This is a genomic window from Bartonella vinsonii subsp. berkhoffii ATCC 51672, assembly GCF_902825225.1.
Classification (GTDB): Bacteria; Pseudomonadota; Alphaproteobacteria; order Rhizobiales; family Rhizobiaceae; genus Bartonella; species Bartonella berkhoffii.
The window spans coordinates 33,883-56,967 of the sequence record NZ_CADEAK010000009.1 but is presented as its reverse complement, the minus strand read 5'-3'; the positions used below and the strand labels follow the sequence as shown (position 1 = coordinate 56,967).

Genomic DNA, 23,085 nt, shown 5'->3' with positions numbered 1-23,085 from the left:
CAAAATAGATTTTGACAAAACGCGCATTTAATGGTAAAAAATATCCATAAAAACAACAAGTTACCAACTATTCCTACATAATCCCACCTCTTCCCACTTAGTACAAAACCTACTGTCAAACTACACTTATTTTAACTTCACATATACAAGCAACGCCTAATTTAAGTCCTCAAACGCGCTATGCACTCGAGGGCTTTATCAAACTACCTGAGCAATATCGCCATTTAATTGATTTAACCAACATTCCAACAGCATCAGAAAAAAACCTTGAAAAAATAGCATCTGGTGATTTTATGGGAGAAAATTCATATTTTGATCAGATGCTTCAAGAGGGGTCGGATGATGTAGAAAAGAGAGTTAATAGCTATTTTTCAGGAATCGGTAGGTATAACTCTAGCGCACATACAAACGCGTTACAGAAGAATCTTAGTGATGTACGTGCCCGCGCCATGTCTGATTGGTATGATAGAAACTTACAATATATGATGCAAATCAGAGCACAAATCGAATAATCACGTCAGAACCGTTTGAGAATAAGAGAAAATTTATGACAAAGTTACAATGATGCACTTTTCGAAGCCGCACAGGCAGCAGCAATACTTGAAGTCGATAATTAACAGCGTGTTGATACACAACGTGCACAATGGGTAAAGGAAGACAATCGCACTTGGAAAGAGCTACAAGATAAAGCGGACATGCTACATAAAACAGCAACTGTAGAGTGCCTTACAAGGACAAAACAAGGCCCTAGCTAATGCTATACGAGAAGAAATAAAAAAAGCTTTGAACACCGATACGGTGACAAACACGGAGAGAAAAGCAAAAACTTCACTGCTCCCTCATGCACTTATAGAAAATAACTTGCCTCTCAATTCTCTTCACACAGAGAGAACACATTCTGGTAATGAATTTCTTCCTATTCATACTGTTTCACAACACACTAAAACTAAAGACGATACACAATCCCATTTTAGTGTTAAACATGTAGAGAACACCACTTTCTCTACATCTAAAACAACTCCTAATACATCATCAGAAGCGCATGTGAATTTATCCCCCAAGATTGAGGCGACAAGCCAAGCTGCCGATGATACTAAAAAACCATCTAAGCTTGCGGACCATAACAAAACCGTAGTCTTCTCTCATACCCCGCTTAATTCTGAAAAAAAACCAAAACGCTCACGCCACAAATGGCAAGCTCTTTGGTAATGCCTAACGCTCTTTTTGCTGTTGGAGTTTCTGATATAAACAATCACAATATATTATTAGACAATATGCGAATAACAATGTTTGAACCAAAAGAGAATGAAGAAAATGGGGTTTTCTTTTTATGGGACTAGGTTTACATTCTCTTGCAGTGTTAATCCACCACAAAAAAAATGTGAATGCCAATATGCACTATGCAGCACTACAAACAGGTTTTAGATTGATAACACTAGAAGATCAAAATACCATCACAGATTTTGGTCTCTTGGGATCATACAGCAAACTCGCTTTTATCGCAAAAGATATAAAAGTTTCTCAAAAGAGTACGTTCGATAAATAATCCCTTACAGCATATGGAAACATCCAGCACGATAATGGAATATATGTAAACACATTCCTCTCTTACGGAATTTTTAAAGAAAATATCACCACCGCTCTCATAAGAAAGACTAAAAATAACACAAAAACAGTGAGTGCCTCTACCACCGTTGGTCAGAAATCCCCCCTCAATATTGAAGGATTTATCCTTGAACCCCAAGCACAACTTTCCTATCGATATCTCATGCTTGGCATACTCCCAGATACCGATAGCTTCAAAACGAACATGCGCAATCTTCATCAAGGCGTGCTGCGTATTGGTGGTCGTCTAACACAAAATAAAGGTCATGCTGTTTCCTTCTACAGCAAATTATACGTTACAGAAACTTTTGGTCATACATAAGAGTGCCATAGAAATGGATAAAAGTTTCCAGCTTGCTTTTATGGGAACTGCAATTGAAGATGGTTTTGGCGTTCATGCACATTTATCACAAAAAATTGCGCTTCATGGTGATGTTAGTTATCAACATAAACTGAGAGAAGCTGGACTTTCGGAATGAACGTTTCCGCTGGAATGCGCTACTGTTTTTAAAAATAATTTAATTCACATCTTGAAATATAGACAGTGTCACATATGTTTCTTTTCGTAATTTAAAAAAAGAAACATAATGGGTTAAAAAATTATTTTTTAAGAGAGGGGAAGCAAATATTTAGGAACATATCTCATGAAAAAAAGCTTCTTGCTCTGCACATTTTCGGGAATTTTTTTTTGCTCTTCGAGCTTATCTTATGCCCTCTCTGTAACGCCTCCACCATCAACTGTAGGATATCCTCTTACACAACCTCCTTCTGATGGCTCAGGTATTAAGCCTGATCTGGGTGTATCTACAATCACGATATCTCCAACGACAAAACCTACAGTTACTGTTACAGCTACTGTAATACCTAGACCGACAGGACCCCGAACTCCAAGATCTGTACCTCTACCGCCCCCACACACAGATGGAAATGATACAGAATCTGCAACATCTGCAACGGCAAATACGGAAAAAAAATCTAGAAGACGTCCAACTCTCCCCTCTTCTTCTATAAATTCTTCCCCCACAGAAACTCCCCCTCTTTCTCCTGTATCCCCATCACCCTCAGTGCTCTCACAACCAATCCCACAGCAACCACCACAGTCTGCAAAACCAGCACCTGTACAGGAAGTACCTGAAAAATCTGAACTTGCAAAACCGGTAAGCGTACAACCAGAAAAACAGCCTGAAAAACCAGTACACGATAAGGATCTACAATCTGGGACTGTAGTTGAAGACGGTGAAACTGTAACGCTGCATGATGTTAACATTTACGACAAGTATTTTGCTGTTTATGTAAAAGGAAAAAATTCAGTAGCCCAAATACAAAGAGGAACAGTTACTGCAAATTTTGTTGCACTGAGTACAACAGAAGGTGGAACTATTGATGCCTCCGATATTGTTGCAAAAGCAAGAATAGCTGGTTTGGTAAGCGAGAGTGGTACAATTAAGCTTAAAGATTCGACTGTACACGTTACGAGTCATTATAACGCTGATGGCGTAATTCTCAAAGATAATGTATACGACATACCCGAAAACCGCACTATACGTAATGCTCAAGAAAAAACGCATGCTATCTCAAAAGAGCAAGGCATTGCTAATAAAATAATACTGGAGAATACGAAGCTTTTTGTTGAACATGGCATTGGCTTTGGTGTTTATAGTACATCTACAAGAAATGAAATCAACCTCAAAAATTCAGAAATTCATGCTGATGTTTTATTAAAAAATGAAAGAGCCTCATCTGCTCACCTTGTGTTAACAGCGGATCATTCTCTTTTAGAAGGGCGGGTAAGAACATCGGAAGAGAGCAAAACAGTTTTTGATCTCACAAACGGCTCAAAATGGCTTTTAAAAGCGAATAAAAATGCAATAAATAATGATAAAGAGCCCTCTGATTATGCGCAGTTTGGCAATGATAAAAAATCATTTTCTAACCTTTCTGCACTCAAGCTCACAGACAGCATGATTATGTTTGAAAAGCCAACAGAGAAACATTACCAGACGTTGTTTATAGGCTCTCACCCGCAACAAGGAGATGAAATCTCTAATACACCAGTGGTTTATAGTGCAAAAGGTGTTGCAGAGATTTATTTGAACTCTCAATGGAGCAATTCTTCTCCAATAGAAGAACAAAAAACTGATCGTGTTGTAATTCATGGTGACGTATCAGGTCATACCGTGGTTCATATTAATCTTTTGAAAAAGGAGAAAAAAATAACTGAGAGCAGTTCTGTTTGGAGAGAACAGATGGTTTCCCTTCCTTTAGAGACGCATGGGATTTCACTTATTCAAGTTTCTGGGAAAGCGGATGAGAATTCCTTCAAATTAGCGGGGGACTATATGACAATGGATGGTTTGCCTTATAAATATGTACTCACGGGTTATGCACCAGGGACATCTCATGCAAGCCAAAATCTTTTGGGAAAGAATGATCGAAATTTCTGGGATTTCCGGTTGCAAAATGCTTACCTTGATAAAGATAAGAAAGTGCGAGCGCTTTTACCACAGGTAGCAAATTATTTGGTCATGCCCAGTGCTTTATTTTCTGCTGGATTTGCTGATGTAAATAATCAAAATGTGCTGTTAGATAATATGGGTACAGCAGTATTTGGAACAGAAAAGTATCAAAAGAACGGTATCTTCTTGTCCTCCTATGGTGAGAAAGTGACCTTATCTTCTCACCATGACCCCCTGCACTATGGCTACGGTGCTGATGTGAACTATACTGGGCTACAATTAGGTATCGCATTGGCAGCACTAAAAGGTGAAGATATCCGTACGCATTTTGGTCTTTTAGGAACATACGGAAAACTTGACTTTACTCCAAAGGATATGGAAGATTCTGAAAAGACAACGCTTGATAAATGGTCACTCACAGCTTACAGCGGCATCCAACACAGCAATGGTCTCTATGTAAAAGCACTTCTTTCCTACGGAACACTAAAAGGGAATATTACCACAGCTCTTGTTGGAAATGCTGTAAAATTGGATGGTACTGAAACACTCAATATATCTGCTACCGTTGGTCAAAAAATAACAACTGGTACAAAGGGGCTAGTGTTTGAACCACAAGCGCAATTCATTTATCAAAATCTTATTTTCGATGTTCTATCAGATGCCAATGGTTTAGAAGTTGATATGGGCAATCCACGTCAATTGTTGGTCCGTATGGGTGGACGTTTGACACAAACTCTCACCAGTGAAGAAGAAGCCAACGCCTTCTCTTTCTATGGCAAATTGAATATACTCAAAGCTTTTGCTGATGGTGAAACGATAAAAATTGCTGATACATTCTATCTTGATCCTACCGGCACTGCAATTGAAGGGGGCATTGGTGTTTATGCCTCCCTCTCCGAAAATATTGCACTCCATGGTGATATGAGCTATCGGCATAAACTTCAAAAAGCCGGCGTCTCTGGAACCAATTTTTCTGGTGGAATAAGTTATCGTTTTTAAAACAGAACAAGTGTTAATTTTAAGAAAAGGCAGCACAGAGTGCTGCTTTTTTTGATGAAATTCTCTTTTTCAAAAAATAAAAACGCTAAAAAACCGCTCAATAAACAAAAGAGAAAGACACATATTTTCTCTGGAAAATCATTCTTTTAACAGACAATGCGTTCGATTTATAATGATAATTATCGTTTTGTCTGTTGAATGAGAACCCCAAATACTATGAGATTCTCTCATTGCAATCCTGTTTATGTTGAATCAATAAAAACCATCCGCCCAAATGCTCCGCTTGCTCATTACAAGCGGGATTGGCGTATGTATAAAAACTATAGAAAGGAAGTAAAAATGCCTCTTATGAATCTTCTAAACGCAAAGAGCTGTTCCAACATTGAGTGCTAGGAAAGAGAGTAGATTTTTCCATATTGGATCAATCCCAAACGCATCAATTATTGTGAAAATAAAAGAGCCTGCATGTAAAATCCCCAATAAAGATTACAACACATATACCCACTTCACAAAGCCATACACCACATCATTACTTTAATCATCCCACATGTATGGAATTAATCGAAATTGGATCAAGGCGTTTCTTTTGTACGAGCGGCAGTGCCTTGCATAGCCTGCGAAAGATCGTTGACTGCATCCAAATGCGTTTGAAGCAATTCGCTATTACGATGTAATTTTTCCTGTAAATCCGACAACAAGTTTTCAACCTCATTTTCAATATCTTCATTCATGTAGCGTTTTATATCGCCTATAGATTTATTAAGGTCACGCAAGCCACGTATTTTACACAAATTTATTTCTTCATAATCTGGAATACCACTGCTCTCTAACATATTGCTTTCATAATCGACCACTTGTGCCAATCCTTTAACAGCAGCCACAAATTTTGTCATCGCCCAATCACGATCAATAAGATTATTATCAAGGACATTTGCTCTTGATGCAAAACTATTATCACCATATTGCACTACAGACATTCTTATATTTCCCCTTCAATAATATTGTTCAATCTTTCTCATAAATAAGGGAGATTAAACAGCTTTTCTTCAATGCTGATACACTCAATTGAGTTCATTATGAAAATTGCTCCGACAAAAAGCACGACAATCCTTAAAGCGTATACCACTTCAATTTTCAACGCATTCTATGAAACGTTTTTCTTTGCTCCAAAACCACCCTTAGCACAAAATCAATTTGCTAAAACACCACAAATCCTGAAATAAATTGGTGACTATCAGAAATCTCCAAATTTATTGCACCTTTTCTCGATGAACAACGACAGTGCCTTAATTTAGACAAAATTTTATGCACATAAAGATCTGATCTCTTTAAAAGATTTCAACATCTTACCCTCCATAGCCTTTGGCTTTAGTGTTGTGAGATGCTATTTTTTAGCTCTCTACAGCATCAATTTATATTTACCCAGAAAGGTTTAAAGCTTTTTATGGGCGGTTATTTATACCCACAGCATCTTGCACAAACAAGAAAATACCTTCTGAACATAACCATGCGATAATATCAAAAAGATAACTTACAATAATCAATGATTACCCTTTTTAAATTATCATTCGCTTTTCTTTGCTGTAAACGACTATATAGGATTTTCTTAACCCTTTCAAGAGTTTCTAAAACGCGCTGTTTTATAATCTTTCGACCCCATAAGCCCTTAAAACAGCTCTGTACGAACACTTTTAGTATTTTATTTACAAATGACTCTTCCTTATAGATTATTTTACTCAATAACACAGTGCGCGCTTATAAACATCGCTGCTGCATGTTCATTTCATCCCTAAAAGAAAAATTATAACTTTCCTTTGCAAAACAAAACTTCTTTTGTGAACTCTCTGTTTTATTCTTAATATTCAATATGAAGCGCATTGTTCTTCTTTTTTACTGATCATATTTGATCTTTTCTTCATAAAAGCAGCTTTAGCGGATATCGTTATGGCGCAACATCACTCACAAAGCTTGTATAAAAGAGTTTTTTCTACATGAAACAAGCACATAAAAAACAAATACATACACAACAAAGCGATACTGTTTTATGCGCCATAGTGCTAAAACGCCTCAAGTACTTATGAGAAAGAAGAAGAATTTTAGCATCTTCCACTCTTGTTTAAAAAGTAGAAAACTGCCCTAAACTTTATTGGCTTTTAGTGAAGTATATGCGTGGTGAAAACTTATATTTATATTTCAAATGCAAATCGGTTTTCTTTTATAAGAACTGCCCTCTTTCATCTTAAAGAACAGAAAACCTCCACAAAAATAGGAGGTTTTCCATTTATTGAAATAGACATTTTTTGCGTTCAAGCCAAAATTGACTCTTTCTTGCAAGAAAGCAAAAAACACAATTGTCACAATGACTTTTGTTTATTCGCTGCTGTCCTGTATTTTTTAGATTCAGAAGTTTTCGAATCCGATTTATTTATTCCTTCTTTAATTCCTCATAAAAACCCTCTAATGTAAATTCACGGGCAGCTATTACGAGGTTCTGACAATTCTTAGACGACGACCGTAAAGACGGGCCCATCTTCTCACATTTCTGACCCCATTCTTCCATCAATTTTTTATCTTTTTTAAATTCTGCTACGCTATAGGTTTTTTCACAACTAGCAGTGACAAATCCAATGCAAAGAAGCAATGCTGTTATAATGATTTTTTTCATAAAGAATTTCCCCTTCTGTCTTTTAGATTTTAAAAGTTTGAGTCCTGTTTTGAGTACCTCATTAAAGTTCTCTAAGAACTTGTTCAGTATTTTACAATTTTGAAATAAACTTTATAGATCCCCCTGCTTGGTGCATTTTGTTACCTATTTGGCGCGTAATTTTCCCTCTTTCTTCAATTCCAGCTATAGTTTCTTCACCACCAGAAACAATAAATCTAGCCTAAGAAGTGATGCTATTATAATGGCTTTATAAGAGAATAAATTTTGGAAAATAGACGTCCCATAAAAGGATTGTTTATTTAGCACGGAAATTCCCCCTACAATTTATTCAATTTCATAGAATAAATTGGCTACATAGCTGAAAAAAACATACGCGCTACTGTTTAATTGCAATATTTCTTTTTTTAGAATGAAATAAACAAAAATAATCTCTTACTCAAAATCCTTATCAATAAAATTCTATAAAGCAAATGAGTCTACCTGTTCAGGTGCTACACAACGAACAAGCCGTGCTCCTTAAAAAAAATAATAAAAACTTTAGAGAAATGCTGGAAAAGAACACTATTCATATCCAATTGTATAATGTTCAATCCTGTAAAACAGGGCAATTCGCACCATGCAATGGAATGAATCTTACAAATCAAAGGAGAAAGATTAATCAAAGCAAGAGAAACGTATTATCGTATATCATTTTTTACATTTTTCCGTATTTCTGTGAAAGCAATTCACGCACCTCATCTGCTATTTTTGTTCCACGGCTTGCACAACTCATCTTGATCGAACGATGCAAACTTTCCGGCACATCAATGGTGAGACGCTTCATACCTTCCTCCATGCTTCCTTTGCGGCTTTCTACCCATGCATCAGCTGTTAAAGGTATTGATTTATTGGTTGGTTTTGTGCCAATTTTAATTTTTTTATTCCCCGTCTTCATTGTTTTGTTCTCAGTCTTCATTGTTTTGTTCATTAGCTAACTCCTTGATTTCTGCTGCAACAGCTTCAATCTCTGCAGCTGCTGGTCCTCGCTTATCAACTTCATAAACAGCTTTTCCTTGTACCGCAGCTTCTGCAAAAATCACACGTTGCGCAACGCTAGCAGAAAGGACATGCACAGGATACGCTCCAAGAGCTTCGCCCACATCACGCCCTATCGCTGTATTGACTATTCTACGATTAATAACAAAAGCAGATTTCAAATTTTCTTTATAGACGCGTGCTTCATCAATAAGCTTTACAATTCCATCAGCCGCCCAAATATCATATGGACTAGGCTGCACCGGAATAAGTACCAAATCGGAAGCCATGAGAGCACTACGGGCAAGATCAGTCACACGTGGAGGACCATCGATAACAATATGATCATAAGTATGACCAATCTGTGCAATCTCCTTATGAATTGTTGCACGCGGCAAACCAACAACTGAAAACAAAGAAGCACCTTCACGAGCAGCTGCCCAATCCAATGCACTCCCTTGTGGATCGCCATCAATAAGCAATACCCGTGCTCCAGCCCGTGCGAAACTAGCGGCAAGATTCACGCTTAACGTGGTTTTTCCAACCCCACCCTTTTGATTCAAAAGTCCAATGATCATTACTTACGCCTTTTAGCTTTAACGTTTTTGCGATTATACAGAAAGTAACAAAGGAGGCAAATTTTTGGAGTAGCAAGTATCTGGCACACTTAAAACACTCCCCTCTTCTCTTTCGCAGATATAAAAGCAACAAACATACAGGCTCATTAAAAACTTGAAACACTCTCACCCTTTTACATACCGCTCCTCTTGACCAAAGGGGAAACAGAATATTTTTCAAGAGATCTACAGTTTTAAGTCCACAACTCCGCATGGTTAAAAAATACCTCGAATGAAAAGCCTAGCCATTATACTACCATCCAAAAAAGTTCTACTGAATGAGCCTTATGCTACAGATCAACATCATAAACAGAGCAAAAAATTCAACACAAGAGCAGAGCAATGAACATATCCTTCATGATAAGATATCTTACAAGTCCACATCATTTTTTTAGCAAGGTCTATTTTTCTCGACAGCAGCAGCATTTCTGTTAAATATTATCTCAAAAAATTTTACCCTCATCATGCCCTTTTGGAAATCAAGCATGAGAACATCATGAAAATACCTGATCGGAGATAGACAAAAATGAATTTGCAACAAATTGCCCCTGATATTTTCATCAGCGCCCAAATCACTCTCGAAAACATAAAAACATTAGCACAAGCTGGTTTTAAAACGATTATTTGTAATCGCCCCGATCAAGAAGACCTACATCAACCCGATTTTTCCATCATTAAAGCAGCAGCACACAACTATGGGATAAAAGCCTATCATATTCCTATCGTGCCACCGACCATCAAAAAATCAGAGATTGAAGCCATGAAAACAATCTTAAAAACAGCCTCTACACCTCTTCTTGCCTATTGTCACCATGGAACACGCTCCATACATCTTTATCGTCTAGCCTGTCTCTCATCCTGAGTCTTAACGGATCATAAAGAAATAAGCAGTAATTTTTGAACGATAAAGCTATTTCATTTTATAAACTTACGAAAAAGACAATGCTGCAATCTGATCACCAGACATTCGATTCCCCCTCCCAACAACGGAAAAAGCATATATTTCATGATGTTTTAGAGTATATTTTCCTAATTACAGTTAGTTTAAGTGCTACTTTTGCTGCTCTGCTATCCTTTTCAGATCAACTTAGAGCATATTTTTAAAAGTAAGCATCTTATCTAACTGCGAACATGGTTGTACTGCCGCCAAAATTTCTTTTGCTGCTTTTTCATCGCGTTGCATTTGTGCAATCAAAGCCTCCAGTCCATCAAATTTCTCTTGCCCTCGCAAAAACTGTACGAAAGAAACAGTGCAGCTTTCTCCATAAAGATCACCGTTAAAATCAAACAAATAAGTTTCTAAAAGCGGTGCACCATTTTTCACAACTGTTGGACGACAACCAAAGCTTGCAACTCCATCATACAAAACACCGTTAGCACAACGCAAGCGTACCGCATAAACACCATGCGCCAAACTGACTTGAGGGGGTAAAATCTGATTAGCCGTAGGAAAGCCCAAAAGGCGGCCAAGTTTTTCACCCTCAACAATATGAGAGCGCACCCGATAATGATAGCCTAACAAATGGGCTGCCCTTTCCACCTGACCTTGTGATAGAAGCTTACGGATAGTGCTAGAAGAAATGATCAATTGTTGTCGATTTTGTCTGCTAGAGACACAAGGAATTTGTACAACCTCAAATCCATATTTTTCACCCCTTTGACAAAGAAGATGTGAATTTCCACTTTTCTGATGACCAAATTGAAAATTTTCGCCCGTTACCACGACCGAAACATCAAAAGCTTGTTTTAAAGCCACATGAATAAATTCATCTGCCAAAAGAGCAGAAAAATCTGCATCAAACGGTTGTTCAATCACCCCATTAAAGCCAAGGATTTTAAAAATTTCAGCTTTTTCAGGAGCTTCTGTCAAGCGATCAACGGGAGCAGAGGGGCAAAAAAAGCTTCTTGGATGTGGTTCAAAGGTTAAAACAACAGCGGGTTTATTTTTTACACGCGCTAAATCAAGCGCTTTTTGGAGCACCACCTGATGTCCACAATGAACACCATCAAAATTTCCAAGTGCCAATACGGCTCCCCGCCAAGTCAAAGGAAACATATTTATCCCCTGAAGACGCAAAAAATCAGACATTATTGAAGAGCCCACATAATTGCTTGTGGCTGATAGCCATGACGTTCAAGAAAAGAGTGTAAAGCTTGTTTATCCACCATACCGTTTTGCATATAGTCATAACGGTGAATACCCCCCATGATATAAAGTACATCGAGACCAAAATGGGCAGCACCTTTAACATCGGTCAAAAGACCGTCACCAATCGCTAAAATCTGACTTTTTTCTACTGTTCCACGAATTTTTTGAAGTTTTTCAAAAGCACCTTCGTAAATGGGTGCATGGGGTTTTCCAGCAATGCGCACTTCCCCGCCTAATTGTTGGTAAAGATGTGCCAATGCACCAGCGCACCAAAACTCCTGATTTCCATAATGGACAATCACATCAGGATTGGCACAAATAAAAGGCAAATTTCGCGCGCGCATACGATGAAACATATCCTCATAAGCAGAAGGTTCTTCTTCAAGATCCTCAAGAAAGCCACTACAAACCACAGCAGAAGCTTCCCATTCTTCAACGAGTTCACAATCTAATCCTTCAAATAACACCGCATCGCGTTGTTGACCAATAAAAAAAATTTTACGTGGCGCAGCACGAATAAGATCACGTGTCACATCTCCTGAAGTAATAATGGCATCATAATAGTCGCTATGAACATTCATGCTTTGCAATTGAGCAACAACATCCTCCCGCCGTCGAGGTGAATTGGTCAAGAAAATGACATTTTTTCCTATCTGTCGAATTTTGTGCAACACTTTCAATGCTGGTTCAAATGCATGCACGCCATTATGTACAACACCCCAAACATCGCAAAAAACAGCATCGTAACGCTCTATAACAGTATCAATATGGGTAAGTTCATTCATGTTGCACCTGCTTATACATTTGTCATTTATCAAACTGTCTTTTACTTAAAAACGATTTATCGAAAAACCATTTTTCTGTCATCTGCTTTCTCAACACTGTATTCTTCTCACATTAAAATTTGCATCGCCTAGAAAGATCATAAAGAATAATAAAATAAATAAGCTAAGTGGTATAAAATTTGTAAAACCTCTTATCATCCAAAAGCTTATAATTTTATAATACTCTTTCTTTAAATAAAAACTTAAATGCTAAAAACTATTCTAGTGATACAGTTTCTTCTCTGAAATACTCAAATTCTTCTTTTAAAAATGAACAAAGAAATCTTTCCATAAAAAACTGTTCAAAAGAAAAAATTCCACGTCTCTAGGCGCAAACGCACTTAAAGCGCATACCGAACAGACAATATGCGTCATTGCCTATACAATGCGTGGACTTTAAAGCCTAAAAGCACACTATAGATTGCATGGAAAGCATTTCATATTTTAGGTTTCAGGATACTCTTATGAGATAACCAAAGCTTTTTAAAGCACAAATCTTTCTTTGTGTTTTAAAGATCACTTGCTTTCTTAATTTTCTCATAATCTTTAAAGATCAAGTAGATTATAAAGGTCCTTTTTTCTTCTCCACTCTTGTGAGAAATCAAATTGGTGAGATTACGGTCTTCGTAAGATAAATCGCCATGTTTTACCGCACTCAACAATCTATAAGCGGATATTCTGAACAATCTTCTTTCTCGTATCTCCCCAACTATGGGTCTAATCATTTTAAAAACACCATCCTCTTATTCCCTACATCTGAATAGACCGATTTTTCCTCATAGAATTGTCTCAACAATAGCTCTGGAAATAATTCTAACCGCAACGTTGTTTTGTGAAAGGAATATAACAGTCCATTCACCTCTCTGAAAAACCTCTACAAAAATTCTCATATCTCCTTTCAATTCTCTTTTTGTTCCACTTCAATTCACTTTATAAGATTCTGAAACATCAGAAAAATATCTCCATAAAGCGCATCATAAACCGGCAAAAGGATTGTAAGATCCATTGTCCCGCCTCCATTGTGAAGGTTTGGTGAATTCACTAGACCAAAGACCAATTTTTTTATTGCGCGCTGTTTCTTCAGCAATACGATACTGCACTGGAAGAGGATTTTTATTCTCTTTCGAAAGCACGAGCATGCCCTCTGCAAGACCGACTTCAGCGAGATCAATCCCTTCAATAAAACATTGAGCATAAGAAATACCATTGTACATAAGAGCCTGCTTACAAGATAAATTTTGACCAAGTGTTTTAGTGACAAGCCAAGCTGTTGTAACGACACCACAGTGCCATTCTTGATCGTTCAATTTTGCTTTTTGACGCAGTGCACAAGTATCCACACCATATAAATGGACAGTGCGCGTGATATGTTTACGCCAAGATTGTGCAACAGGAGTGAACAATTTAAATGTAACACCACTGGTAACAAATGCCTTCCCCTGAAAAACAACCCCATTGTTTAGTAAAACATTCTTTTGCAAATGAAGAGCTGGTTCGTTTTTTGCGAATCGCTGTTTGGTGAGAGTTTCCATTGGCTTTTTCTCTTCCAAAGGCTGATCGACACTATCTATCCCAGTATTTTGCCTAGTATCTTCCATTGTAACTGTTTTGAGAACGCCCAAATCTATTTTATCTTTATATTGACTTATTCCCCATAATAGAGAACCCATAATGTAAACAATAACGATGAATTTAAAGCGCAAGCGCTTAATATATTTGCTCAAAAAATTCATTGTTTTTCTGCCCTTTCACATTTTTACCAACAAACTTCTTCATTCTGCCAACAACCTTCTTCGTTCTGAATAAGAAATTTTAGAGAAGGTCTTTTGCAGATTAGCTACGCCGAGAAATACAACTTAAAATTGCCATTTTTGTGTATAACAATTTTGAAATGAATTTTGTCTCTTAAGAAAAGCATGGTGAGAGTAAAAAAACCATTCTCAAACTTTTAGAAAGGAGGGGCGTGGTGGTTCAGATTGTCAACCGTAAAATAATGAAGCTCTTCGGGAGAGATAAAAGTCCGTAAATAAAGAATTCTTTCAAAGAGAGGTAAAATGACAAACAATATATCCAAGAACATGATGTTTATAGCCATTATGCTGCTTTTAACATCGCTCATTGTATTAGATCCTTCTTATGCCGCTACTACTACTACTACGAGTGGGCTAGGAAAACTTGATGGTGTTTTAGATAATATTGTTAAGATGATGACAGGAACAACAGCAAAACTTATTGCCATTATATGTGTTGCAGCTGTGGGTATTGGCTGGATGTACGGCTTTATTGATTTACGTAAAGCTGCTTACTGCATTATCGGCATTGGGATTGTTTTTGGGGCACCTGCTCTCGTTGGTCAATTAACGGGTGTAACCAGTTAGCAGGCACAACATAATGAACGAAGATACTCTTTTCCTTGCCTGTACTCGACCCGCCATGTTTGCAGGTGTTACAATGGAGGCGATGGCTCTCAACGTCATGGCGACAACCACTCTCTTCATTTTAACAAGTAGTTTTTCCATGATGGGTTTAGGTTTTGGGATGCATTTTGTTTTGCGCGAAGTAACAAAATATGATCACAATCAATTTCGCGTATTGTTTGCTTGGTTGAATACCCGAGGAAAACAAAAAAACCTCAGCAGATGGGGAGGAGGATCGACTTCCCCCTTACGCCTTATCCGTACTTACAAGGAACTCATGCAGTGAAACAGACGTCAATCATGAAACGGGAAACTTTTGTTGAAGACTATATTCCCTATATACGCCATGTTAACCAGCATATTATTGCATTAAATTCGCGCTGTTTAATGACCGTGATCGCTGTTGAGGGGGTAAATTTTGACACTGTAGATATTGATCAATTAAATTCCTTACATAATCAATTAAACACGCTTTTAAAAAATATTGCCGATGAACGTGTTGCTTTATATTCTCACATCATTCGTCGTCGCGAAACGATCTATCCAGAAGGTCACTTTCTTTCATCTTTTGCAGCAACATTAGATGAAAAATATAAAAAGAAAATGATTTCGCAAGAGCTTTATAGAAATGATCTGTTTGTTTCACTGCTCTGGAATCCGGCATCAGATAAGGCAGAACGATTATCTTCATTTTTTCAGCGCTTGAGCAAAGCCAAGAAAACACAATCGGAACCGGATGAGGAAGCCATTCACAAAATCGAAGAATTAAGCCGAGATTTTATACAAGGTTTAGAGATCTATGACGCACGCCTTTTGTCAATTTATGAACATGAGGGTATTTTATTTTCTGAACAAAGTGAATTTTTACACCAGTTGGTGGGAGGAAGGCGTGAACGTATTCCTCTCACATTTGGAACCATTGCCTCAACGATTTACTCAGATCGTGTTATCTTTGGTAGAGAAATTATCGAAATTCGCCATGAAAGCAATGAACGCTTTGTTGGTATATTTGGGTGGAAAGAATATCCCTCTAAAACACGTCCTGGTATGACTGATGAATTGCTTACAGCACCATTTGAATTCATCTTAACACAATCTTTTGTCTTTAAGAGTAAAGCGGCTGCCGGTATCATTATGAGCCGCAAACAAAATCAAATGATTAATGCAGCAGATCGTGCCAGCTCACAAATTGATGCCCTTGATGAAGCCCTTGATGACTTAGAATCAAATCGCTTTGTTTTAGGTGAGCATCATCTCTCTCTCGCTGTTTTTGCCGATCATCCTAAAATATTAGCTGAAAATCTTTCAAAAGCTCGTTCGCATTTAACCAATGGTGGAGCAGTGATTGCTAGAGAAGATTTAGGATTGGAAGCAGCATGGTGGGCACAATTACCTGGAAATTTTAGCTATCGAGCACGTTCTGGTGCCATTACCAGCAGAAATTTTGCGGCTTTATCGCCCTTCCATTCCTTTCCCATTGGTAAGCTTGAAGGCAATGTTTGGGGATCTGCTGTCGCATTGTTAAAAACGCAAGCCAGTTCCCCCTATTATTTTAATTTTCATTATGGTGATCTTGGCAATACCTTTGTTTGCGGGCCATCGGGATCTGGTAAAACAGTCATTGTTAATTTTCTTCTTGCACAGTTGCAAAAACACAACCCCACCATGGTCTTTTTCGACAAGGATCAGGGCGCAGAGATTTTTGTGCGCGCTGGAGGGGGAAAATATAAACCTTTAAAGAATGGGCAACCTACTGGCATTTCCCCTTTAAAAGGCATGGAATACACTGAAAAAAATAAAGTCTTTCTTCGTAACTGGATCTTGAAGCTTGTAACAACGGAAGGGCAAAGTGTGACAGAACAAGAGCGACAAGATATCGCCAAAGCCATTGATTCTTTAGAAAGTCTGCCCTGTGCGCAACGCTCTCTTGGCGCTCTTCAACTGTTTTTTGATAACACCTCAAAAGAGGGAATTGCCATAAGGTTACAGCCTTGGATCAAAGGCAATGCCCTAGGCTGGGTTTTTGATAACGACCAAGATGATCTGAATTTAGACGCAAAATTTATTGGTTATGACATGACCGATTTCTTAGACAATGAAGAAATTCGGCGTCCCTTAATGATGTATCTTTTTCACCGCATTCTTGATCTGATTGATGGACGGCGCATTATTATTGTCATTGATGAATTCTGGAAAGCTCTTGAAGACGCTTCATTCAAAGCCTTTGCGCAAGATCGTCTCAAAACAATCCGCAAACAAAATGGCATGATGCTCTTTGCAACACAAAGCCCTAAAGATGCTTTAAATTCAACAATCGCCCACACGATTATTGAGCAATGCCCCACCCAAATATTTTTTCCAAATCAAAAAGCAAATTACCACGATTATGTTGAAGATTTCAAACTGACTGAACGGGAATTTGAACTGATACAGTCAGAATTAAGCAGAGAATCCCGGCGTTTTCTTATCAAACAAGGACAAAATTCTGTTGTTGCTGAGCTTAACTTACGTGGAATGAATGATGAGATTGCTGTCTTAAGCGGTACCACCAAGAATATTGAACTCATGAACCAAATTATCAACGAATATGGAACAGACCCCGATAGGTGGCTGCCCATCTTTCATCAAAGGAGAGAAAATCAATGAAAAAATATAGCCTCGTCACATTGTTATCTTCGTTTTTTATCTCTCACGCAGTGGCAAACAATAGCAAAGATGTTGATGAATATTATAAACAAGCATTAGAAAGCACACAAAAATTAAACGTTGTAAAGTCAGAAACAGCCGAAACTATTTTTGATCATGCTACACAAACTGCGAAAAAAATTCAAGAAATAAGTGAGCAACTTAAACAAAAACAATCACAAGAAAAGCCTGATGCAGAAAAATTACAAACGCTTCAAGTAGAACTTTCTGTTCTTCAAGCAAAACTTCAAGCGGAAGCTTTAAAACTCCAATCTTTGGATATGATTCAAGCAAAAGATAGCAGAACAAAAGAAGAAATCCGTGAAGAAGAAATTAAAAAACAGCATGAAAAAATTGTGCAAAAATTAAAAGAAAAACTTGAGAAATCTAATGTCCCATCAACACTTGGAAAGCTAAATGACTGATTTTAGTTCTGCTCCATTTGAAAGTATTTCTGGATATATTTTAAAGCCACTCAATGATATGATGGACATGACCGTGCATAATCTGTCTAGTGCTATTTCAGCACCCCTTAATCTTGCCTCTATCATTTTCATCTTTCTCTATGGCTATAATATCATGACTGGTCGCGTTGCCCTTTCCACGCAGAGTCTTCTCAACAATGTGGTGAAAATCGTTTTTGTAACGACAATGGCAACCAATGCAAATACCTTTAATATCTATGTTAAAGATATTTTTTTCGATAATTTAGCAAACGCCATTGGCAATGCATTGAACGGCAATGACACAGACTCCAATGTCTTTGATTATATTTTGTTACAGGCATGTTCTCGCTATCAAGAAGCCTTAGCTAGAGCGTGGTTCTTTGAGAAAATCTTGGTTGGCCTTCTTGGCTTTTTAATGATTTGCGCTGTTATTGTCTTTTGTATCGGTGGTTTTGTTGTCCAAATGTTTGCACAGGTTGCACTTGTGATGATTATAGGTCTTGGACCGCTCTTCATTAGTTTATATCTATTCAATGCGACCCGAAAATTTACCGATGCATGGATTACAACGCTCGTTAATTTTACCATTTTACAAGTTCTGGTGATCATGTTAGGAACGATTATGTGCAAAATTATTGTGCATGTTCTGGGTGGATCCTATGATTCCATCTATATTCTTTTCCCTCCTGTCGTTGTCATCTCAATCATAGGCGCCATTCTCTTCCGCGCACTTCCTGGCATTGCCTCTGCACTTGCTTCTGGAGGACCATACTTTAACGCTGGTATGTCGTCAGGTTCTCAGATTTTCACAATGCTTTCCAGCGGAGCAAAAGTTGGTGGAAATGCCGCCAAAAGTGCCACTTCAAAACTCTCTGGTGCAGCCAATAGTGCAGTAAATAGCGCAGCAAATGTAGCAAGTGCAGCAGCCAAAGTCGCAAAAACGGGAACGCAAGGCCGTGGTCGATTTTAACGTGAATCATTTTTTAAAAAAAGAACCAAAATCTTTGTTTTTGCACTGCGCACGCGCTTTAGCGCGTGCTTCCCAAACATATTGCCTCCTCCCCCTAACCTTAGTTTCACAAAACCAACCAAAATTTTTCATCACCTGCTTTTGTGAGATTGTTCAGAGTTGTTGTCTCTCCAAATATTTACGAGTTTAAGAAATGAAACGAAAAATAATTTTTTTTCTCATCTTAACCATGGCCCTTACCGGCTGTGCTTCTCTGAGTGGTCCGAAAAAACCACCCCGCTGTAATGGGAAACAGACCCGCGTTTTAAATAAAGATAAATGGGATTGGGACAATAAAAACACAGGACAAGAAAAAATCGTAAAGCCTGTTACGACACCGATTATCCTTAATACCCTAGAAAGTGAAAAAGCAACAGCGGTTGTTACACCCTATACAGCTTCATTCAATCCTATAAACCATAAAACGCTCTCTCAGAAAACTTTGGAGGTCGCGCGTGAACAGTGAAGCTCTCAAAGAATATATAAAAGAAGCACGCTCTTTCGATATTGATCGCATGCACGGCATGCGGGTACGGATGAAAATTGCTATGGCTCTCACGGTGCTTTTTGGATTAATGACAATTGCTTTAGCTTTGGCTGTAGCAGCATTAACACCCTTAAAAACCGTAGAACCTTTTGTTATTCGTGTTGATAATTCAACAGGCATTGTTGATACGATAAGTGCCCTAAAAGACTCTCCTAATGACTATGACGAAGCAATAACACGTTATTTTGCTGCCAAATATGTTCGTGCACGCGAAGGATTTCAAGCAACAGAGGCAGAAAACAATTTTAACCTGATCTCTCTTTTATCTTCTCCAGCAGAACAAAACCGTTTTGCAAAATGGTATGCGGGCAACAATCCAGAAAGCCCACAAAATATCTATCAAAATATGATTGTCACGGTCACAATCAAATCTATTTCCTTTTTAAGCAAAGATCTTATCCAAGTGCGTTATTACAAAACGCTCAGAGAACTAAATGGCAAAGAAAATATTTCCCATTGGGTGTCGATCTTAAATTTTTCTTACATTAATGCACAAATTTCTACGACAGACCGCTTAATCAACCCCCTTGGCTTTCAAGTATCGGAATATAGATCCGATCCAGAGGTGATACAATGAGCCAATTTTCAAAAATAATCTTTTTAGCTTTCATCGTCGCAATAAACTGCTATACAGTCTCGTTATATGCGGAGACAGCACCTGTGAGTGCCCGCAAAGACAATCGCATCCGATTTGTCAATTATGATCCATACAATGTCACACAAATCATTGGCTCTATTCGTTCTTCGGTCCAGCTTGAATTTGCCGATGACGAAGAAGTGGCCTATGTAGGAATTGGCAATTCCGTTGCTTGGCAAGTTGCACCGGCTGGTCACTTTGTTTTTCTCAAACCACGCGAAGTGCAACCCGTCACCAATTTACAAATTGTCACAAGCCGCCAAGACGGAACAAAACGCTCTTATCAGTTTGAACTCCAAGTGCGTGAAGGTGATGTCTCAGCGGGCAATGATACTTATTTCCTCGTAAAGTTTCGCTATCCAGAAGATGAAGCCCTGCGTAAGAAACTGGCCGAAGCAGCAAAAGCCGAACAGCGTGAGGAAGATTTTGTCAATGATATTTTAAATACCCACGAAGATTTTGGCCCGCGCAATTGGGCTTATGAAGCACAAGGTTCTACCCTCATTGAACCAAGCTCTGTCTATGACAACGGTAAAACAACCACCTTCACATTTTTGGGAAATAGCGAAATTCCTGCCATTTATCTTGTATCGCTTGATGGACAAGAATCTCTCATTCCAAAATCGATTAAAGACAACAAGGTGATTGTTCATGCGACAGCTGCGCAATTTACTCTACGCCGTGGCAATGAGGTGCTTTGTATCTTCAATAAAAGGTTCGTTCCGGAAGGGATCAACCCTGAAACTGGAACAACATCACCATCTGTACAACGTAAAGTGCACATAGGAAACAGCCATGAATGACGCAATGGATGCAAAAGGCATTAATGATCGCGATACGATAAAAGACGCTCGAGGAAAAAACCAACATAGCAATATTGGCAAAGCAGTGACTCTTATTATTCTTTTCAGTGTTTGCCTTTATTTAGCCTATTCAACGCTTGTCACAGAAAAAACACCACCTGTTGAAGTTCCAAAAGAAGGGGTTATTAAGCAAACAGAACTTTTTCGCCCAGCAGAGCCAAAGCCTCTCCCCCTTCAACCAATCGAAAAAAATAATTCTCCATTGCCAAAGGTTGAGCTACCAACGCCCAAAATAAATCAAGTAGCGTCTAATGATAAACTTCTAGAAGCAGCACAACGTGCTCCTGTGTTAGCTTATGCGAATACACAACAAGAGAACCCCCTAACAAATAATGACTCTTTGTTGAACCAATTTGAAAACAAGCCAGATGAAACAGCACAACGCTTTAACAATATTCTCAAGCCAACAACGCTTGAAGGTGTTCGCGCTTCAACACTTGGCAATCGCAACTACATCATCGCAATGGGCGCTTCTATTCCCTGTATCTTAGAAACGGCTATCAGCAGTGACCAACAAGGATTTACCAGTTGCATCATCTCCAGAGATATCTTGTCAGACAACGGACGCGTTGTCCTTCTTGATAAAGGCACACAGATTGTTGGTGAATATCGCGCTGGATTGAAAAAAGGGCAGAAACGCATCTTTGTTCTCTGGAACAGAGCCAAAACCCCAAATGGTATCATTATCACATTAGCTTCACCCGCTACAGATTCCTTAGGACGTTCTGGTATGGATGGAGATATTGACAATCATTGGTTAGAACGCATTGGATCTGCGCTTCTTGTATCGATTGTCAAAGATGGAACAAACTATGCAAAAAACCGCTTATTACAAGGCCACGAAGAGCAGAAAAATTCTGAAACAGTCTCTGCGGGTCAAAATATTGCAAATATTATCACAGAAAATTACGCCAATATTCCTCCAACCTTGACCAAAAATCAAGGAGAAATGGTGAATGTTTTTGTTGCCCGTGATTTAGACTTTTCGAGTGTTTATAAATTGAAAATCATCGAAAACAAACAACAGATTATCCATCGCGCTCTTTCAAGAAACTTTTATAAAAACCCTGCAGTGACTTTAAAATGAACCAAAACGCCCACCAGTTGAACGATGAAACCGTTGCAATTGTTTTAACAAAACTTGAACCAATCCGTGCTTTTTTGCAAGATGAAAGTCTTTTTGAAATTGTCATCAATCGTCCCTATCAAGTCATGACGGAAGGTATTGAGGGGTGGAAAACGATAAAAGTTCCAGCCCTCTCCTTTGATGAGCTTATGGGGATTGCGAAAGTTGTCGCTTCCTATTCTAAACAAAATATATCGGATAAAAATCCAATTTTATCGGCGACTTTACCCAATAATGAACGTATTCAAATTGTCATTCCTCCGGCGGTAGAAAAAGATACGATCAGTATGACAATTCGCAAACCATCATCACGTAATTTTTCCCTCGAAGATCTGGCAGACAAAGGTCTTTTTTCTGTATGTGAACAGGTGTCATTCACGTCTTTAAGTGATTATCAAGCGCGTTTTCATGAACTCAAAAACGTTGAACATGATTTGATAACCGCTTACTGCAACAAGGACTTCGTCTCCTTTTTAAATCAGGCGGTAAAATACCAAAAAAATATTTTGATTGCAGGGAAAACGGGTTCGGGCAAGACGACATTGTCAAAGGCCCTCATTGCCAAAATTCCTCATAATGAGCGTATTATTACCATTGAAGATACACAAGAACTGATTGTGCCTCAACCTAATCACGTTTCTATGATCTATTCAAAAGATGGGCAAGGTTTAGCCTCTATTGGCCCCAAAGAATTGCTTGAATCTTCTTTGCGCATGCGTCCTGACCGCATTCTTTTACAAGAGCTAAGAGATGGGACAGCCTTTTATTATATCCGCAATGTGAATTCAGGCCATCCAGGTTCGATTACGACGGTTCATGCCTCAACAGCACTTGCCGCCTTTGAACAAATGACCCTTTTGGTCAAAGAAAGTGAAGGGGGAAGTGATTTAGAGCGGGATGATATTCGAGGCCTGTTGATCTCAATGATTGATATCATCATCCAATGTAAACGAGTTGAAGGAAAATTTAAGGTCACTGAAATCTATTACGATCCGTTCAAACAACGAAACATCTTTGGAGGGTAAC

23 protein-coding genes and 1 pseudogene are annotated in these 23,085 nt (G+C 38.4%); 17 read left to right on the top strand and 7 right to left on the bottom strand.

Annotation, left to right across the window (positions count from 1 at the left end):
- The first annotated feature begins 293 nt into the window (after positions 1-293).
- The 6 genes and pseudogenes from J7R10_RS05825 to J7R10_RS05805 all read left to right on the top strand — a co-directional run bounded on the left by J7R10_RS05825 (position 294) and on the right by J7R10_RS05805 (position 5,060).
- A complete protein-coding gene (locus tag J7R10_RS05825) occupies positions 294-512 on the top strand; it encodes a hypothetical protein (protein WP_026501342.1) in 219 nt (72 codons plus the stop codon).
- Positions 513-783: 271 nt separating this feature from the next.
- The gene (locus J7R10_RS05820; protein ID WP_152023570.1) at positions 784-1,209 is read left to right on the top strand and encodes a hypothetical protein; all 426 of its coding nucleotides are present in this window, start codon (positions 784-786) and stop codon (positions 1,207-1,209) included.
- A 121-nt stretch (positions 1,210-1,330) separates the two neighbouring features.
- On the top strand, positions 1,331-1,546 hold the full coding sequence (locus J7R10_RS05815) for a hypothetical protein (protein ID WP_026501341.1): 216 nt from the start codon (positions 1,331-1,333) through the stop codon (positions 1,544-1,546).
- 12 nt (positions 1,547-1,558) lie between these two features.
- A pseudogene (locus J7R10_RS09940) lies at positions 1,559-1,927 on the top strand (autotransporter outer membrane beta-barrel domain-containing protein); the annotation flags it as partial.
- Between the two features lie 13 nt (positions 1,928-1,940).
- The gene (locus J7R10_RS09935) at positions 1,941-2,084 is read left to right on the top strand and encodes a hypothetical protein (protein ID WP_244428940.1); all 144 of its coding nucleotides are present in this window, start codon (positions 1,941-1,943) and stop codon (positions 2,082-2,084) included.
- Positions 2,085-2,249: 165 nt separating this feature from the next.
- Entirely contained in the window at positions 2,250-5,060 is a 2,811-nt protein-coding gene (locus J7R10_RS05805; RefSeq protein ID WP_010705582.1) for an autotransporter family protein, read from the top strand.
- Positions 5,061-5,632: 572 nt separating this feature from the next.
- Here the strand turns inward: J7R10_RS05805 and J7R10_RS05800 are convergent.
- From J7R10_RS05800 to parA, 4 genes are all read right to left on the bottom strand, one after another.
- Positions 5,633-6,037 carry a hypothetical protein gene (locus tag J7R10_RS05800; protein ID WP_010705583.1) on the bottom strand — a complete coding sequence of 135 codons (405 nt, stop codon included), beginning with the start codon at positions 6,035-6,037 and terminating at the stop codon, positions 5,633-5,635.
- Between the two features lie 1,448 nt (positions 6,038-7,485).
- Positions 7,486-7,725: an EexN family lipoprotein gene (locus J7R10_RS05795; RefSeq protein WP_010705584.1), complete on the bottom strand. Its 240-nt coding sequence runs from the start codon at positions 7,723-7,725 to the stop codon at positions 7,486-7,488.
- Between the two features lie 694 nt (positions 7,726-8,419).
- Entirely contained in the window at positions 8,420-8,659 is a 240-nt protein-coding gene (locus tag J7R10_RS05790) for a hypothetical protein (protein ID WP_010705585.1), read from the bottom strand.
- 10 nt (positions 8,660-8,669) lie between these two features.
- On the bottom strand, positions 8,670-9,317 hold the full coding sequence (gene parA / locus J7R10_RS05785; protein ID WP_010705586.1) for a ParA family partition ATPase: 648 nt from the start codon (positions 9,315-9,317) through the stop codon (positions 8,670-8,672).
- Positions 9,318-9,882: 565 nt separating this feature from the next.
- On the opposite strand from parA, the gene J7R10_RS05780 reads away from it, so the two are divergent.
- Positions 9,883-10,218 carry a protein tyrosine phosphatase family protein gene (locus J7R10_RS05780; protein ID WP_010705587.1) on the top strand — a complete coding sequence of 112 codons (336 nt, stop codon included), beginning with the start codon at positions 9,883-9,885 and terminating at the stop codon, positions 10,216-10,218.
- Positions 10,219-10,443: 225 nt separating this feature from the next.
- Here J7R10_RS05780 and J7R10_RS05775 read toward each other — a convergent pair whose 3' ends face one another.
- From J7R10_RS05775 to J7R10_RS05765, 3 genes are all read right to left on the bottom strand, one after another.
- Positions 10,444-11,445, bottom strand: a complete 1,002-nt coding sequence (locus J7R10_RS05775) for a bifunctional riboflavin kinase/FAD synthetase (RefSeq protein WP_010705588.1) — start codon at positions 11,443-11,445, stop codon at positions 10,444-10,446.
- Positions 11,445-12,290: a TIGR01459 family HAD-type hydrolase gene (locus J7R10_RS05770; RefSeq protein WP_010705589.1), complete on the bottom strand. Its 846-nt coding sequence runs from the start codon at positions 12,288-12,290 to the stop codon at positions 11,445-11,447. The genes J7R10_RS05775 and J7R10_RS05770 overlap by 1 nt, the downstream gene beginning before the upstream one ends.
- Before the next feature lie 1,013 nt (positions 12,291-13,303).
- On the bottom strand, positions 13,304-14,062 hold the full coding sequence (locus J7R10_RS05765) for a hypothetical protein (protein ID WP_010705590.1): 759 nt from the start codon (positions 14,060-14,062) through the stop codon (positions 13,304-13,306).
- A 321-nt stretch (positions 14,063-14,383) separates the two neighbouring features.
- Between J7R10_RS05765 and J7R10_RS05760 the strand changes: the two genes are divergently transcribed.
- The 10 genes from J7R10_RS05760 (at position 14,384) to virB11 (ending at position 23,084) form a co-directional block, all read left to right on the top strand.
- Positions 14,384-14,707 carry a TrbC/VirB2 family protein gene (locus J7R10_RS05760; protein ID WP_010705591.1) on the top strand — a complete coding sequence of 108 codons (324 nt, stop codon included), beginning with the start codon at positions 14,384-14,386 and terminating at the stop codon, positions 14,705-14,707.
- A 13-nt stretch (positions 14,708-14,720) separates the two neighbouring features.
- Entirely contained in the window at positions 14,721-15,032 is a 312-nt protein-coding gene (locus tag J7R10_RS05755; protein WP_010705592.1) for a VirB3 family type IV secretion system protein, read from the top strand.
- 14 nt (positions 15,033-15,046) lie between these two features.
- The gene (locus J7R10_RS05750) at positions 15,047-17,392 is read left to right on the top strand and encodes a VirB4 family type IV secretion/conjugal transfer ATPase (RefSeq protein WP_192813168.1); all 2,346 of its coding nucleotides are present in this window, start codon (positions 15,047-15,049) and stop codon (positions 17,390-17,392) included.
- Positions 17,389-17,856: a TrbJ/VirB5 family protein gene (locus J7R10_RS05745; RefSeq protein ID WP_010705594.1), complete on the top strand. Its 468-nt coding sequence runs from the start codon at positions 17,389-17,391 to the stop codon at positions 17,854-17,856. Before J7R10_RS05750 ends, J7R10_RS05745 begins: the two co-directional genes overlap by 4 nt.
- Complete coding sequence (locus tag J7R10_RS05740) at positions 17,849-18,847, top strand: TrbL/VirB6 family protein (protein ID WP_010705595.1); 999 nt, start codon at positions 17,849-17,851, stop codon at positions 18,845-18,847. The genes J7R10_RS05745 and J7R10_RS05740 overlap by 8 nt, the downstream gene beginning before the upstream one ends.
- Positions 18,848-19,040: 193 nt before the next feature.
- Positions 19,041-19,352, top strand: coding sequence for a hypothetical protein (locus tag J7R10_RS05735; protein ID WP_010705596.1), 312 nt, complete (start codon positions 19,041-19,043; stop codon positions 19,350-19,352).
- Positions 19,306-20,010, top strand: coding sequence for a VirB8 family type IV secretion system protein (locus tag J7R10_RS05730; protein WP_208436386.1), 705 nt, complete (start codon positions 19,306-19,308; stop codon positions 20,008-20,010). The genes J7R10_RS05735 and J7R10_RS05730 overlap by 47 nt, the downstream gene beginning before the upstream one ends.
- Positions 20,007-20,873 carry a P-type conjugative transfer protein VirB9 gene (virB9, locus tag J7R10_RS05725; RefSeq protein ID WP_010705598.1) on the top strand — a complete coding sequence of 289 codons (867 nt, stop codon included), beginning with the start codon at positions 20,007-20,009 and terminating at the stop codon, positions 20,871-20,873. Before J7R10_RS05730 ends, virB9 begins: the two co-directional genes overlap by 4 nt.
- The gene (gene virB10 / locus J7R10_RS05720) at positions 20,866-22,020 is read left to right on the top strand and encodes a type IV secretion system protein VirB10 (protein ID WP_010705599.1); all 1,155 of its coding nucleotides are present in this window, start codon (positions 20,866-20,868) and stop codon (positions 22,018-22,020) included. Before virB9 ends, virB10 begins: the two co-directional genes overlap by 8 nt.
- On the top strand, positions 22,017-23,084 hold the full coding sequence (virB11, locus tag J7R10_RS05715) for a P-type DNA transfer ATPase VirB11 (protein ID WP_010705600.1): 1,068 nt from the start codon (positions 22,017-22,019) through the stop codon (positions 23,082-23,084). The genes virB10 and virB11 overlap by 4 nt, the downstream gene beginning before the upstream one ends.
- The last annotated feature ends 1 nt before the right edge of the window (position 23,085 follow it).